Origin of the sequence: Winogradskyella luteola (assembly GCF_019203985.1) — a bacterium.
GTDB lineage: Bacteria > Bacteroidota > Bacteroidia > Flavobacteriales > Flavobacteriaceae > Winogradskyella > Winogradskyella luteola.
Genome location: NZ_JAGSPD010000008.1, coordinates 132,789 through 149,475 on the forward strand (window position 1 = coordinate 132,789; position 16,687 = coordinate 149,475).

The window sequence follows — 16,687 nt, forward strand, 5'->3', positions numbered from 1 at the left end:
CTTATTTTTTATCCGTTTTGGGCTGAAAAATAATAGCGTTCATATAATCCTTTTTAATTTTAGCTAAAGCTCTGTCGGCTTCTAAACGTGTGGCAAAGTTACCAACCCAAACCTTGTAGTTTGGTGTATTCCAAACGATTTCCACGGGCCATTCGCCATAAGCATTTAAAAAATTGATTTTCTCACGTTTGGCTCTATCGGGATCAACACTTTGGTACACCTGTATTCTATAGACCTTAGTGGTTTTAATATCTTTTTTATACTCTAATAGCTTGTCAATATCACTATCTTGTTCCACGTTCACTTTTCCTTGCTGTGCATTAATAGAAACGGTAAATGCAAGCAGTAGCGTTAAAAGGCTTAAATATTTGGTTTTAAATACCATAATTATTTTGTTTTGATGCAAAGGTATATTATTCAACGGTATTGTGATAAAAATTTTATTTAGAATAGGTATAAATTAGATATTAACACTTCTCTAAGATTTTCAAAATCGACTTTAAATGTTACTTTTGCAAGAGTTTTTACAAACATGTTTTTTCACTTTTTAATGAAAAAATCGTACCAAAGTTTAGAAGATAATTCAACCATTAATATGAAACAGGTGATCTACCGTAATTTAACCTCAAAGATTCTTCATTTAGGTTTTATTTTATTACTCACGTTTTCAACCTCACTTATAGCTCAAGATGGTGATCCAGCAAATGGAAAATCCTTGTTCAATACCAATTGTGCGGCTTGTCATAAATTAGATAAACCAATGACTGGGCCTGCGTTAAGAAACGTAGAGGCAAGATTGGCAGAGGAAGAAGGCTTAGACCGAGAATGGCTAAATGCTTGGATTCGTAACAGTGCTGCAATGATAAAGGCTGGCGATGCATACGCAGTTAAGATTTATAATGAATACAACCAAACGGCAATGACGGCTTTCCCAACATTGACCGATAAAGATATTTCGGATATCTTGGCTTACACGGCACAAGAAGTAGACCCTTGTATTGCTAATCCCCAGCCAGGTTGTCCAAATTATGTTGCAAATACTGGTGGCGGTGGCGGAGATCAAGGTGGAGTTTCAAACAATTTAATTCTCGGAGCTTTAGCGGTTTTATTCGGTTTATTAGCTATGGCACTTGTTTTGGTTAAGCGCACATTAAATCGCTTTGCTGAAGCTAAAGGGCTTGAGGCTGTAACTGAAACCAAAGGTACGCCACTATGGAAAGCTTTTGTGCAAAATCAGTTCTTGGTATTGGTTACTGCAATTTTCTTCTTGTTGGCAAGTGGTTATTTTGTATATGGTTACTTTATGCAGGTTGGTGTAGATCAAGGTTACGAGCCTGTTCAGCCAATTCATTATTCACATAGAATACATGCTGGTGATAATGGTATTGATTGTAAATATTGTCACTCTTCAGCTAGAGTGAGTAAGCATTCAGGTATTCCATCACTCAATATATGTATGAACTGTCATAAATCAATCAGTGAAGTGGCACCTGCAACTTTAGCGGAAGGAAAAGAATACGGTGTAGATTACAACGCTGAAATCCAAAAGCTATATGATGCTGTAGGATGGGACGGTACAGCTTATACAGGAGATTCTAAACCAGTGAAATGGATTAGAATTCATAACCTACCAGATTTTGCTTATTTTAATCACTCGCAGCACGTATCTGTTGCTGGGATTGAGTGTCAGACCTGTCACGGTCCTGTTGAAGAAATGGAAATAATGTACCAACACTCACCATTAACTATGGGTTGGTGTATTAACTGTCACAGAGAAACAAACGTAAAAGTTAAAGATAACGAGTACTATACAAAGATACACGAGCAATTATCTAAAAAGTATGGTGTTGAGCAGTTAACTGCGGCACAGATGGGCGGATTAGAATGTGGTAAGTGCCACTATTAAGAATTAAAGAATTACGATTGACGAATTATGAAAGTTGATACTAACATAATCGTAAATCAAAAATCATAAATAACAATATGTCATCAAACAAGAAATACTGGAAAAGTGTTGAAGAGCTAAACGAAAACAGCTCTATTGTTGAGACGCTACAACAAAATGAATTTGTGGAAGCAATTCCAACAGATGAATTTTTAGGAGATAAAGAATCTTTAGAGTCTTCATCTACATCGCGTCGTGATTTCTTAAAATACGTTGGGTTCAGTACAGCTGCCGCTTCATTAGCTGCTTGTGAGGGGCCAGTGATAAAGTCAATTCCTTACGTAGTACAACCAACGGAAATTATTCCAGGTGTTGCCAACTATTATGCGACAACAATTGCAAATGGATTTGATTTCGCTAGTGTTTTAGTGAAGACAAGAGAAGGGCGACCAATTAAAATCGAGAACAATACAGACGCTGCTACCAATGGTATAGCTAATGCAAGAGTCAATGCTTCGGTTTTAGGATTGTACGATAACTTAAGGGTAAAGACTCCGATGAAAGGAGATGCTAAAATCTCTTGGGATACCTTTATGTCCGAAACGACTTCAAAATTAAATGGACTAGCTGACGGAAAACAAATTGTTTTCTTAACAGCGACGATGCCAAGTCCATCAACAAATAAATTAATTTCAGAATTTGCATCAAAATATGGTAACGTAAAGCACGTGGCTTACGATGCGGTTTCAGAATCAGCAACTTTAGATGCTTACGAAGCCAAGTATGGTAAACGAGGAATGGCTAATTACGATTTCTCTAAAGCCAAGACCATAGTTTCTGTTGGTGCTGATTTCTTAGGTGATTGGCAAGGTGGTGGTTTTGAGTCGGCTTATGCTAAGAAACGTGTTCCAGACCATGGTAAAATGTCTCGTCATATTCAGTTTGAATCGAATATGTCTTTATCTGGTGCAAATGCAGATAAGCGCGTGCCTATGACACCGAGCCAACAGCGTTTAGCTCTAGCAAAATTATATAGCTATGTTACAGGAAATTCTGTAGGAGGTGGAAATCTTCCTGAAGGATTAGATGCTGCCATAAAAGCTGCTGCTAAAGAATTAAGTACAGCAGGTAGTAATGCTGTTGTAGTTACAGGCATTCAAGATGTTAATGCACAAACAACTGTTTTAGAAATCAATGCTCATTTACGAAGTAAAGCGTTTGACCCTAAAACAACAATATATACAAGACAGGGAAGCGATAAAGCCGTAATGCAATTAGTTGCGGATATGAAAGCTGGCAAGGTTGGAGCCATTATTATGAATGGTGTTAATCCAATGTATACATTGCAAAATGCATCAGACTTTGCTGAAGGTTTAGCGAAAACGGAATTATCAGTTGCGTTCTCAATGAAGCAAGATGAAACAGCTTCTAACTGCCAATATATTGCTGCAACTCCTCATAACTTAGAATCTTGGGGTGATTACGAATTAAAGTCTGGTCATTATTCAATGATGCAGCCAACGATCCGCCCGCTATTTGATACAAAGCAATTTCAAGAAGTGCTTCTAGCATGGAACGGGAATAGTACTTCTTATAGAGATTATATTAAATCCTACTGGACAAGTAATATCTTAGGTGGCGCTTCATTTAACAAGGCGATTCAAGATGGTGTGTTTGTGGTTGGTGGATCAGGAAATGGTTCTGGTAATGGTTCATCTACAGTTACAACAACGACAGAATTAAAAGATAAAAAAGATAGAACATTTGTTGGTGGTATTATTCACGATGTTGCCGTAGGTGTTGGTATAAAAGAAGAGGATAAGGACGAATATGTCACTACAACAACATCTACCACTGTAAATAATGGTGGTTCTGCTGGTTTAGGTTCAGTTTTATCTGGTGGGGATGCTGCTAGAGCTTTAGCGAGTTCTGCAAAATCTCAAGGAGGCATGGAACTTTCACTTTATACCAAAATAGGTATGGGAGACGGTCAGCAAGCTAATAATCCTTGGTTACAGGAATTTCCAGACCCAATTACAAGAACCACTTGGGATAACTATTTAACAGTTTCTCAAGCTGATGCTGATAAGTTAGAGTTGAAAAACTGGAATGTTGCCAATGGCGGACTAAACGGTAGTTATGCTAACGTTACCGTTAATGGAGTCACTGTTGAGAATGTACCGGTAATCATTCAACCAGGACAAGCCAAAGGCTCTGTTGGTTTAGCATTTGGATATGGAAGAACATCCGATGCGCTTAAAAAGGAAATGAAAACAGGTGTTAATGCCTATCCTTTATACCAAGACTTCAATACAGTACAAAACGTAACTATTGAGAAAGTTACTGGCGAGCACGAGTTTGCTTGTGTGCAGTTGCACAATACTTTAATGGGTCGTGGCGACATCATTAAAGAAACGACATTAGAAATTTTCAATACTAAGGATAAACATGTTTGGAATGAAGTTCCTGTGGTATCCTTAAACCATATAGAAACTCCTGTAACCTCTCCAGATGTAGATTTATGGGACGAATTTGACCGTTCTGTTGGTCACCACTTTAACTTATCTATAGACTTAAATGCTTGTACAGGTTGTGGAGCTTGTGTTATTGCATGTCATGCAGAAAACAATGTGCCTGTAGTTGGTAAAACTGAAATGAGACGAAGTAGAGATATGCACTGGTTGCGTATTGATAGATATTATTCATCTCAAGACTCATTTGAAGGGGATAATGAAAAGAAAGATAATATTTCCGGATTGAATAGTTCATTAAGTGAATTTGGTGAAATGGAAAGCCCTGCAGACAATCCACAAGTCGCATTCCAACCTGTAATGTGTCAGCACTGTAATCATGCTCCTTGTGAAACGGTTTGCCCCGTTGCAGCAACAGCACATGGTCGTCAAGGTCAAAACCACATGGCATACAACCGTTGTGTAGGTACAAGATATTGTGCTAACAACTGTCCATATAAAGTGCGTCGTTTCAACTGGTTCTTATACAATAAGAATGATGAGTTTGATTACTACATGAATGATGATTTAGGACGTATGGTATTAAATCCGGATGTTACTGTAAGATCTCGTGGAGTGATGGAAAAATGTTCTATGTGTATTCAGAAAACACAAAAAACAATTCTTGATGCTAAGCGTGAAGGCCGTCCTGTTAAGGATGGTGAATTCCAAACGGCTTGTTCTGCAGCTTGTGGAAATGGAGCTATGGTGTTTGGGGACATCAATGATAAAGACAGCAAAATAGCTGAATTAAAAGACGATAATAGAGCGTATCACTTACTAGAGCATGTTGGTGTAAAACCAAATGTGGTATATCAGACCAAAGTAAGAAATACAGCTAAAGCATAAATAAAAATTAAAGAAACACGTATATAATTATGGCGTCTCATTACGAAGCACCTATTAGAAGACCTTTAGTTACTGGAGAAAAATCGTATCACGATGTTACTGTAGATGTAGCAAGACCAGTAGAGGGCAAAGCCAACAGAGCATGGTGGATTGTTTTCAGCATTGCTTTGGTCGCATTCCTTTGGGGAATAGGTTGTATTATTTATACCATTTCAACAGGTATTGGAGTTTGGGGTCTTAATAAGACTGTAAATTGGGCTTGGGATATTACTAACTTCGTTTGGTGGGTTGGTATTGGTCACGCAGGAACACTGATTTCTGCCGTACTATTATTATTCCGTCAAAAATGGAGAATGGCGATTAACCGTTCTGCGGAAGCTATGACAATTTTCTCGGTAGTACAAGCAGGTCTGTTCCCAATAATTCACATGGGTCGTCCATGGTTAGCATATTGGGTATTACCAATTCCAAACCAATTCGGGTCGCTGTGGGTAAACTTTAACTCACCACTACTTTGGGATGTATTCGCAATTTCTACTTATTTATCAGTGTCTTTAGTATTTTGGTGGACAGGCTTATTGCCAGATTTTGCCATGATTAGAGATAGAGCTGTTAGACCTTTCCAAAAGAAAATATATTCACTATTAAGTTTTGGTTGGTCTGGTAGAGCTAAAGATTGGCAACGTTTTGAAGAAGTATCTTTGGTACTTGCAGGTTTAGCAACACCATTAGTACTTTCTGTACACACTATTGTATCGTTCGATTTCGCAACGTCTGTTATACCAGGTTGGCATACCACGATTTTCCCACCTTACTTCGTTGCAGGTGCGATTTTCTCAGGATTTGCCATGGTTAACACACTGCTTATTATTATGAGAAAAGTGTGTAACCTCGAAGATTATATTACAGTACAACACATCGAGTTGATGAACATCGTAATTATGATTACGGGTTCTATCGTTGGTGTGGCTTATATTACAGAGTTATTCATCGCATGGTACTCTGGTGTAGAGTACGAACAATATGCATTCTTAAACAGAGCAACTGGTCCTTACTGGTGGGCTTATTGGGCAATGATGACGTGCAATGTATTCTCCCCACAGTTTATGTGGTTTAAGAAATTGAGAACAAGTATTATGTTCTCGTTCTTTATCTCAATTGTTGTAAACATTGGTATGTGGTTTGAGCGTTTTGTGATTATCGTAACATCACTACATAGAGATTATTTACCATCATCTTGGACGATGTTCTCTCCGACTTTTGTGGATATAGGAATCTTTATCGGAACAATTGGCTTCTTCTTTGTGTTATTTTTATTATACTCACGTACATTCCCAGTTATAGCTCAAGCAGAGGTTAAGACCATTTTAAAGTCTTCAGGTGAGCGTTATAAAAGAATTAGAGAACGTGGAGATAGTTTAGTGGGTACAGGTGCAGATGCCAGAACATCAAATATTAGTAACAATATTACTGCATCTACTGAAAACCCATTGCCAGACACGAGTGATGAAAAAGTAAGCAGCCTTTTAGGTACTATTGGCTCTTTTGATGCCACTACCGAAACAGCAGATGATTTAAAGAGAATCAACGGTGTTGGGCCTAAAATGGAAGATGTGCTTAACAGTATAGGTATCTATACATTCTTACAGGTAAGTAAGATGACAAAAACAGAATATGACTTGTTGGATTCTATCACGGGTTCTTTCCCAGGAAGAGCAGAACGCGATGATTGGGCAGGGCAAGCTAAAAATTTATTAAATAACTAATATAGTTTATGGAAGCTTCAAAAGTAATTCATGCTATTTATACAGATGATGATGTATTAATGTCTGCCGTTAAAAAGGTAAAGGCAGAGAGGCATCACATTGAAGAAATATATACACCTTTTCCAGTTCATGGATTAGATAAGGCAATGGGCTTAGCACCAACACGTATTGCCATAACTTCGTTTATGTATGGTTGTGTTGGTTTAACGGTAGCCATTGTAATGATGAATTTTATAATGATTAAAGATTGGCCACAAGATATTGGAGGTAAACCCAGCTTTAGTTATTTAGAGAATATGCCAGCTTTTGTACCTATTATGTTTGAGCTTACGGTCTTTTTTGCAGCTCATCTAATGGTAATTACGTTTTATTTGAGAAGTAGAATGTGGCCATTTAAAAAGGCTGAGAACCCAGATCCAAGAACTACGGACGATCATTTCTTAATGGAAATTGCTGTTCATAATAATGAAAGTGAATTGACTTCATTATTAAAAGACACAGGAGCTGTAGAAATAAATATTGTAGATAAAGACGAAGATGCACATTAATATGAAGACATCATTAAAATATATCGTAGTACTAGTAATGGTAGTAGGGTTAGTCTCTTGCCAAAAGAACTCAAGGCCTAACTATCAATATATGCCTAACATGTATGAGTCTGTTGGGTACGAAGCTTACCAAGAATCTGATGCTTTTGCTAATGGCGTAGAAGCACAGTTACCAGCCGAAGGTACAATCCCAAGGGGAGACTTTATGCCTTACGAAATAGATAATACCAATGAAGGTTATGATTTGGCTAAAGCAACCTTAAAAAATCCGTTGGCAGATCCCATACCATTGGATGAAATGGATTCTACCAATATTGATCCAAATGTACCAAGAGTAGATTATGCTGTTGGAGGACCATTATACACTATTTATTGTGGTATTTGCCACGGAGCCAAAGGTGACGGTCAAGGTAAATTAGTAAAGCGTGAAAAGATTTTAGGTGTGCCTAGTTATGATGATGCAGGGAGAGCAATTACAGAAGGAAGTATTTATCATGTCATTTATTATGGTAAAAACACCATGGGTTCTTACGCTAACCAATTGAATGAAGAAGAGCGTTGGCAAGTTGTGGCTTATGTTGAAAAACTAAAAGCAGATTTAGAAAAATAAGATTTAGATAAAGATTATATAATGGAATATAAAATTTCAAATCGATTAAGAATAGGCGCTTTCATTTTAATGATTTTAGGTGCGATAGGAGTTGCTTCTGGATTTTATTCATCACATGAGGTTAATGAAGGTAATATAACTGAGTATCTTGCTAACGAACACCATGGTCACGGTGATGCTCATGCAACAGAATCTCATGGTGAGTCTCATGGCGAATCTGCATCACATGGAGAAGATAGTCATAGTAATGATGCTCATGGAGGAATGACAGAACATGAAGAGCACGCTTTGCACCAAATACACAATAGACCTTATTCAGCGTTATATGTTGCAGCATTCTTTTTCTTTATGATAGCATTGGGGGTATTGGCATTTTATGCGATTCAATATGCTGCACAAGCAGGTTGGTCACCAGTTCTATTTAGAATTATGGAAGGTATAACATCCTACGTTTTGCCTGGTGGTTTAATAGTTTTAGCGATAGCGTTTGTTGCTGATAGTCATTTATTTATTTGGTTAAAAGAAGGTATGACTGTTGAAGGTCATGAGAACTACGATAAGTTAGTTGCAGGAAAAGCAAGCTGGTTAAATAAACCTTGGTTCTTTATTAGAGGTTTAATTTTCTTAGGAGGATGGTCTTTATACCGTTATTTCTCTAGAAAATTCTCAATCGCTCAAGACAATGCTAATGATAACAGAAACTTTAAAAAGAACTTTAGAATTTCAGCTGCATTCTTAGTATTCTATATCTATACAGAATCTATGATGTCTTGGGATTGGATAATGAGTGTTGACCCTCACTGGTTCAGTACCTTATTTGGATGGTATGTGTTTGCAAGTATGTTTGTAAGTGGTATTACGGTTATTGCTATGGTAACCATCTACTTAAAATCTAAAGGCTTACTAGAGTTTGTAAATGATAGCCATATTCATGATTTGGCGAAATTTATGTTTGGTATTAGTATTTTCTGGACGTATCTGTGGTTCTCTCAATTTATGTTGATTTGGTATTCAAATATTCCAGAAGAGGTAACCTATTTTGTAACACGTATTGAAGATTATAAATTACCATTCTTCGGCATGTTAGCTATGAACTTTATATTCCCATTATTACTATTGATGAATAGTGATTACAAGCGTATCAATTGGTTTGTAATTATGACTGGTATAGTTATACTTTGCGGACACTATATTGATGTATTCAATATGATTATGCCTGCAACAGTTGGTGAGAGATGGTTTATTGGAGTTCCAGAAATAAGTTCAATATTATTATTTGGTGGTTTATTCTTATTTATAGTATTTACAGCATTAGGAAAAGCTCCACTTTTAGCGAAACGTAACCCATTTATGAAGGAAAGTGAACATTTCCATTATTAATAATTATTAAAAAAGAACAGAAACGATAATGACTGCTTTATTAACGATTATAATTGTACTCTTTGTAGCTATTGCCTTGTGGCAATTGGTAAAGATTTTTGACTTGGCTCAAGTTGGTAGTTCAAACTCACCAGTTGCTGATGATAAAGACAATAAGCTAAACGGCTATCTTATGATGGGCTTTTTGATATTCATCTATGTTATTACCATTCTAAGTTTTTGGTATTTAGGTGATTTGCCATTAATGTCAAATGCAGCTTCCGAACATGGACCAGGAATAGACAATTTAATGATCATCTCTATGGTAATCATTTTTATTGTTCAAACAGTAACACAATTCATTCTGCACTACTTTGCTTTTAAATATAGAGGCGAAAAAGGAAAAAAAGCATTGTTCTATGCCGATAATAATACCCTTGAGTTTATTTGGACAATTATTCCTGTAATCGTTTTGGCTGGTCTAATTATCTATGGATTATTCACATGGAATGACATTATGAATATTGACGAAGATGAAGATCCATTAATTGTTGAGTTATACGCTCAACAATTTAACTGGAAAGCTAGATATGGTGGTGAAGATAATGTATTAGGTAAAGCTAACGTAAGGTTGATTGATTTAGACAAAGCTAATATTTTAGGTCTTGCAGAAGATGATCCAAATGCACAAGACGATGTTATCGTAACTGAATTACATTTACCAGTAGGAAGACCAGTTTTATTTAAAATGCGTTCCCAAGATGTGTTGCACTCTGCTTACATGCCACATTTTAGAGCACAAATGAACTGTGTGCCAGGAATGGTAACCCAATTTGGTTTTACACCGACGATTACCACTGCAGAAATGCGTGAAAATCAGGATATAGTAGATAAAGTTCAAAATATAAACAATATCAGAGCAGAAAAGAGCAAGGATTTAACAGCAAATGGTGAGGAGGCTTTAGAACCTTATGAGTTTGATTATCTGTTATTATGTAATAAGATTTGTGGAAAATCGCACTACAATATGCAAATGAAGATAATTGTAGAAACTCAAGAAGAATATGACGCTTGGATGAAAGAGCAAAAAACATTTGCTAATTCATTAAACAAATAATAAAATCATTTTAAGCAATAGATAAAGAGATTATGTCAGCAACAGTAGATACACACGGTCACGACGATCACGACGTACATCATCACAAAGAAACTTTTGTAACTAAATATATATTTAGTCAAGATCATAAAATGATTGCAAAGCAGTACCTTATTACTGGTACTATAATGGGAGTTATTGGTGTTTTAATGTCAATAATGTTTCGTATGCAAATTGCTTGGCCAGAACAACCAAATGTGTTGTTTGAAGCTTTATTGGGCAAATGGGCACCAGAAGGTGTTATGGATGCCGATATTTATTTGGCATTGGTTACCATACATGGTACCATTATGGTATTCTTTGTATTAACGGCAGGTTTGAGTGGTACTTTTAGTAACCTCTTAATTCCGTTGCAGATTGGTGCACGAGATATGGCATCTGGCTTCCTTAATATGGTGTCTTATTGGTTGTTCTTCTTATCTAGTGTTATTATGGTAATTTCACTATTTGTAGAAGCAGGACCAGCCGCTGCAGGTTGGACAATTTATCCACCATTATCTGCATTGCCAATGGCCCAAGGAGGTTCTGGTATGGGTATGACGCTTTGGTTGGTGTCTATGGCAATATTTATTGCATCTTCTTTATTAGGATCATTAAATTATATTGTTACTGTAATCAACTTGCGTACAAAAGGAATGTCAATGACAAGATTGCCTTTAACCATTTGGGCATTCTTTATTACAGCTGTTATCGGTGTAATTTCATTCCCGGTATTACTATCAGCAGCATTACTTTTAATAATGGATAGAAGTTTTGGCACGTCCTTCTTCTTATCAGATATATTTATTCAAGGTGAAGTTTTACACTATCAAGGTGGTTCACCAGTATTATTTGAACATTTATTTTGGTTCTTAGGACATCCAGAGGTATATATCGTTATACTTCCTGCTATGGGTCTGGTTTCAGAAATTATGGCATCAAATTCACGTAAGCCTATTTTTGGTTACCGTGCAATGATTATGTCTATTTTGGCGATTGCATTCTTATCAACAATAGTTTGGGGTCACCATATGTTTATATCAGGGATGAACCCATTCTTGGGCTCTGTATTTACATTTACAACCTTACTGATTGCAATACCTTCAGCAGTTAAAGCCTTTAACTGGATAACCACAATATGGAAAGGAAATCTACAGATGAATCCCGCAATGCTATTCTCAATAGGTTTTGTATCTACATTTATAACAGGTGGTTTAACAGGAATTATTTTGGGTGATAGCGCACTAGATATTAATGTACACGATACGTACTTCGTAGTAGCGCATTTCCACTTAGTGATGGGTATTTCTGCTTTATACGGAATGTTTGCAGGTATTTACCATTGGTTCCCTAAAATGTTTGGTCGTATGCTAAATAAAAATTTAGGTTACTTGCATTTCTGGGTAACGGCAATTTGTGCTTATGGTGTATTTTTTCCAATGCACTTTATAGGAATGGCAGGATTACCAAGACGTTATTATACAAATTCTAATTTTCCTTTGTTTGATGATACGGCAAACGCCAATGTAATAATAACTATTTTTGCTATAGTTGGTGGTATTTTTCAACTGGTATATTTATGGAATTTCTTCTACTCAATATTCTACGGAAAGAAAACAGAGCAGAATCCTTGGAAATCGACCACATTGGAATGGACAGCACCAGTAAAGCATATCCATGGTAACTGGGAAGGAGAAATACCTCATGTTTACAGATGGCCTTATGACTACAGCAAGCCAGGTCATGATGTAGACTTTGTGCCTCAGAATGTACCATTGTACGATGGGGAGGAAGAGTTGCAACATTAGACAAAACATAACCCTGAGCTTAGTAAAAGTAAAAGGGGACATTATATTAAAAGGCCTTTCTGTTTTCAGAAAGGCCTTTTAATATAATGTCATAAATATCTATCTTTGTAACAAACAAATCTTAAACCTTAACCAATTATGAAAAAAATTACACAACTACTATTTGTTATTGCAACCTTAACCCTACCTTGCAAACTACTAGCTCAGGCAACTACTTTAGATTTCACGGGCGCATTTGTAAATATAACAGGCTTTGTTCCATCACCTGCCACGGGTAGTATTACTCTATCTGATTCAAATTCTTATTCAGTTTCTAGCGTAGGAGGCGGAAGTGGAATTGTGACTAGAAATGGATCAGGTCAGTTAGCTTTTACCATGAATAACGATCAGTCGTATTATAGCTTCTCAAGAACAGATGGCTCCGAGTTCAAATTCGAGACTATGAATATTGAATTTAATATTTCAACTACAACTTCGGCTACCTTATCAGGGCTAAAAGATGGAGAAACAGTGGTTGGTGCTTTTAGCGCAATTACTTTTACACAAAATTTAGCTCAAACCATAGATGTCTCTTCTAACCAAGCATTTAATGATATTGACGAAGTGAGAGTGTACTTTAACGAATCGGTTGACAATAATGGTACTACTCTAATAAACTCAATTCAATATTCTTCAGCAACTTCTTTTAATGATACACGAACAAAGATTAGTTTCGAACCAAATACTTGGCCAGTTGCTTCTTCGGGTCAAGCCACAATCACTGGCGGAGAATTTACAGATGGAGATATAAAGTTAACCTTAAGTAGTGGAGATATCTATGTCGTTGATAACGATGGTAATGCTGGTACTCAAGCCTTATTTCCATCAAACTTTGTAAATGGTGAAACACTGACAATCGAATCGGTTGCTGGTGATGAATTCGATTTTCAAGAGTTAATAATCAATACATTTGGCACATCGTTGGATGCAAATTTTGTTTCAGCTGAAGGTTTTAAGAATGGATCATCAACTGGAATACAAAACACTGGAACAGGTTTTTCGGTATATCCATCTGTTGGGCAATATAGAGTCACTTTTGATGGTCTTATATTTGGTGATGTTGACCGTGTAGTTATTACAAGTGGTAACAATTTTGGGTTTAGTTTAAATATAATTGATGATATTATTTTAAATTATAATACAGGGACTTTGAGTTTAGATCAAGACTTATCAAAAAATGCCATAAATATATATCCGAACCCAGTAAAGAATAAGCTTCAGATAAATACGAACAATGCAGCTATACAAGAGATTACTATTTACGATATACTAGGTAAAACCATTTTAAAGTCCCAATCAAGTATAAGAGTTTTTGATGTGTCTCAATTAAAGTCGGGAATGTACTTAATCAAGATAAAAACGGACTATGGAACTTCGACAAAGCGTATAATTAAAGAATGAATAAATAATTAATTGTTTATATGCACTAAGCCTTTCTAAAACAGAAAGGCTTTTTCGTTATATTTGTTTTAACTGCCCTGTCATTCAGAGTAAAGTAAAAAATCTAAGACTAAGAGATTACCATTTTCATGAGAAATGCTATGAACGAAAACCTAAATCCAAATAACGACAACTTCACACCAGAAGAACTTGATGTAGAAAAGAAATTAAGGCCACTTACTTTTGAAGATTTTACAGGTCAAGACCAAGTGTTGAAAAATTTGTTGGTGTTTGTTCAAGCAGCAAACCTTAGAGAAGAAGCTCTCGATCATACGCTATTTCACGGACCACCCGGATTGGGCAAAACGACTTTAGCACATATTTTAGCCAATGAATTAGATGTTGGTATAAAGGTTACTTCCGGTCCTGTGTTGGATAAACCCGGTGATTTGGCAGGTCTATTAACAAATCTGGAAGATAGGGATGTACTTTTTATTGATGAAATCCATCGCCTAAGCCCAATTGTGGAAGAATATCTATATTCTGCAATGGAAGATTATAAGATTGATATAATGATAGAGTCTGGTCCAAATGCCAGAACGGTTCAAATCAACTTGAACCCATTTACATTGGTTGGTGCAACCACGCGCTCAGGATTATTAACAGCACCAATGCGTGCCAGGTTTGGAATAAGTAGTCGCTTACAATATTATAAAACAGATTTACTAACAACGATTGTACAGCGAAGTGCTTCCATACTAAACATGCCAATTTCTATGGAGGCAGCTATAGAAATAGCGGGTAGAAGTAGAGGAACACCTCGAATTGCCAATGCGTTATTAAGGCGCGTCAGAGATTTTGCACAAATAAAAGGTAATGGCAAAATAGACATTAAGATTGCCAAGTTTGCTCTCCAAGCATTAAATGTCGATGCACATGGTTTAGATGAAATGGATAATAAAATTCTAACCACAATAATTGATAAATTCAAAGGTGGACCTGTTGGTATTACCACTTTGGCAACAGCCGTAAGTGAAAGTTCTGAAACCATAGAAGAAGTTTACGAACCCTTTTTAATACAGCAAGGTTTTATAATGCGAACACCACGTGGAAGAGAAGTTACAGAACAGGCTTACAAACACTTAGGGAAAATAAAAGGACCTACTCAGGGAGGGTTATTTTAGATGCCATTAATCCATAAATTCTGCACCTTACATAAATTCAACTATTATTTTGTGATTTTATCTAAAAGTAGTAAAAGCTTATTGGACTCAGTATATATTTGAATACCATATATATGCTTACAAATAATGAAAAACCTATCGATTAAGCCATTTATTTTATTGACGGCATTTATTGTAACGTCTTGTCATTCTGATAAGGATGATTACGAGAACGTGTCTAGTACTTTAGAATTAGAAAACAGGATCATAGAATTATATGGTTCTACTTCAGAGTTAATTCAACCTTTAGAAACGGACTATCTTTCAATTCCAAGTGATATTAATAACCCAATTACCGAAGCTAAAGTACAATTGGGGAAATTATTATATCATGAAACTATGATTGCCTTAAATCCAAATGCCGATGCTGGCATGTACACATATTCTTGCGCGAGTTGTCATCATGCCGATGCTGGTTTTCAAAGTGGATTAAAACAAGGCATAGGTGATGGAGGACTGGGTTTCGGTACTCATGGAGAGGGCCGAATCAAAAACCCTATGTATACAGATGCAGATTTAGACGTACAACCCATAAGAACACCAACAACGTTGAATGTAGCTTTTCAAAAAGTAATGCTTTGGAATGGGCAATTCGGAGCCCTTGGGCCAAATGAAGGCACAGGATCGCAATGGACAGCTGGTACGCCAAAAGAGACCAATAATTTAGGTTTCGAGGGTGTAGAAATTCAGGCTATAGCAGGTTTAGATGTTCATAGATTGCAGATTAATGCAGACGATATTATAAATTCTTCCTATAAAAACTTATTTGACACGGCTTTTTCGGAAATGGCTGAAAGTGAACGATACACTAAGCTAAACGCTGCATTAGCTATTGCAGCTTATGAGAGAACGCTATTGCCTAATCAATCCCCTTTTCAAAAATGGTTAAGAGGTGATGCTGACGCTATGGAACAAGAAGAAGTAGCAGGTGCCAAATTGTTTTTTGATAAGGCACAATGTTATACATGTCATTCGGGTCCTGGTTTAAATGGTATGGATTTCCATGCATTGGGAATGAATGATCTTGAAGGAGCAGATGTTTTTAATGCTGTTGATATGGCAACAAGAAAAGGACGTGGAGGATTCACAGGAAACCCAGAGGATGATTTTAAATTCAAAACACCACAACTTTATAACTTAAAGGATGTTCAGTTTTTTGGACATGGAGGGAGTTTTCAGACTATAAAAGACGTAATTGAATATAAAAATACAGCAGTAGCCGAAAATGGAATGGTGCCTCAAAATCAGTTGTCTTCACTTTTTGTAGAATTGAACTTAACGGAAACAGAGATAGACCAGTTAACCGTATTTCTTGAGAAGTCTTTATATGATAATAATTTGAGTCGTTATGTGCCAGAATCAATACCTTCTGGTAATTGTTTTCCTAATGCAGATTATATGTCATCTTCAGATTTAGGATGTGAATAAAATTTCACCTATTACGTCACATTGAGTACAATCGAAATGCATAATTAATGTGAGTTCGATATAATAATAGAACATCCAAGATGTAAAAGACTGATTGTCAGTTCGAGTGATTTCTGAGGAACGAAGAAATTGTATCGAGAATTATTA

General features: G+C 36.3%; 12 protein-coding genes. 11 read left to right on the forward strand and 1 reads right to left on the reverse strand.

The features are described 5' to 3' along the window. Window position 1: 1 nt before the first annotated feature. A complete protein-coding gene (locus KCG49_RS11135; RefSeq protein WP_218546556.1) occupies window positions 2-385 on the reverse strand; it encodes an SPOR domain-containing protein in 384 nt (127 codons plus the stop codon). A gap of 210 nt (window positions 386-595) precedes the next feature. Between KCG49_RS11135 and KCG49_RS11140 the strand changes: the two genes are divergently transcribed. From KCG49_RS11140 to KCG49_RS11190, 11 genes are all read left to right on the forward strand, one after another. Further along, window positions 596-1,906: a c-type cytochrome gene (locus KCG49_RS11140; RefSeq protein ID WP_218546609.1), complete on the forward strand. Its 1,311-nt coding sequence runs from the start codon at window positions 596-598 to the stop codon at window positions 1,904-1,906. Window positions 1,907-1,983: 77 nt separating this feature from the next. Then, window positions 1,984-5,244, forward strand: a complete 3,261-nt coding sequence (locus KCG49_RS11145) for a TAT-variant-translocated molybdopterin oxidoreductase (protein ID WP_218546557.1) — start codon at window positions 1,984-1,986, stop codon at window positions 5,242-5,244. A gap of 29 nt (window positions 5,245-5,273) precedes the next feature. Further along, on the forward strand, window positions 5,274-7,010 hold the full coding sequence (locus tag KCG49_RS11150) for a helix-hairpin-helix domain-containing protein (RefSeq protein ID WP_218546559.1): 1,737 nt from the start codon (window positions 5,274-5,276) through the stop codon (window positions 7,008-7,010). 8 nt (window positions 7,011-7,018) lie between these two features. After that, window positions 7,019-7,558, forward strand: coding sequence for a DUF3341 domain-containing protein (locus KCG49_RS11155; RefSeq protein WP_218546560.1), 540 nt, complete (start codon window positions 7,019-7,021; stop codon window positions 7,556-7,558). A 1-nt stretch (window position 7,559) separates the two neighbouring features. Then, on the forward strand, window positions 7,560-8,168 hold the full coding sequence (locus KCG49_RS11160; RefSeq protein ID WP_218546561.1) for a c-type cytochrome: 609 nt from the start codon (window positions 7,560-7,562) through the stop codon (window positions 8,166-8,168). Window positions 8,169-8,189: 21 nt separating this feature from the next. After that, a complete protein-coding gene (locus tag KCG49_RS11165) occupies window positions 8,190-9,548 on the forward strand; it encodes a quinol:cytochrome C oxidoreductase (RefSeq protein WP_218546562.1) in 1,359 nt (452 codons plus the stop codon). A 28-nt stretch (window positions 9,549-9,576) separates the two neighbouring features. Beyond that, window positions 9,577-10,644: a cytochrome c oxidase subunit II gene (locus tag KCG49_RS11170; RefSeq protein ID WP_218546563.1), complete on the forward strand. Its 1,068-nt coding sequence runs from the start codon at window positions 9,577-9,579 to the stop codon at window positions 10,642-10,644. 32 nt (window positions 10,645-10,676) lie between these two features. After that, window positions 10,677-12,470: a cytochrome c oxidase subunit I gene (locus KCG49_RS11175; protein ID WP_218546564.1), complete on the forward strand. Its 1,794-nt coding sequence runs from the start codon at window positions 10,677-10,679 to the stop codon at window positions 12,468-12,470. Between the two features lie 138 nt (window positions 12,471-12,608). Continuing rightward, entirely contained in the window at window positions 12,609-13,910 is a 1,302-nt protein-coding gene (locus KCG49_RS11180) for a T9SS type A sorting domain-containing protein (RefSeq protein ID WP_218546565.1), read from the forward strand. 140 nt (window positions 13,911-14,050) lie between these two features. Beyond that, a complete protein-coding gene (gene ruvB, locus KCG49_RS11185; RefSeq protein ID WP_218546566.1) occupies window positions 14,051-15,073 on the forward strand; it encodes a Holliday junction branch migration DNA helicase RuvB in 1,023 nt (340 codons plus the stop codon). A gap of 126 nt (window positions 15,074-15,199) precedes the next feature. After that, entirely contained in the window at window positions 15,200-16,540 is a 1,341-nt protein-coding gene (locus KCG49_RS11190; protein WP_218546567.1) for a cytochrome-c peroxidase, read from the forward strand. Window positions 16,541-16,687: the final 147 nt, after the last annotated feature.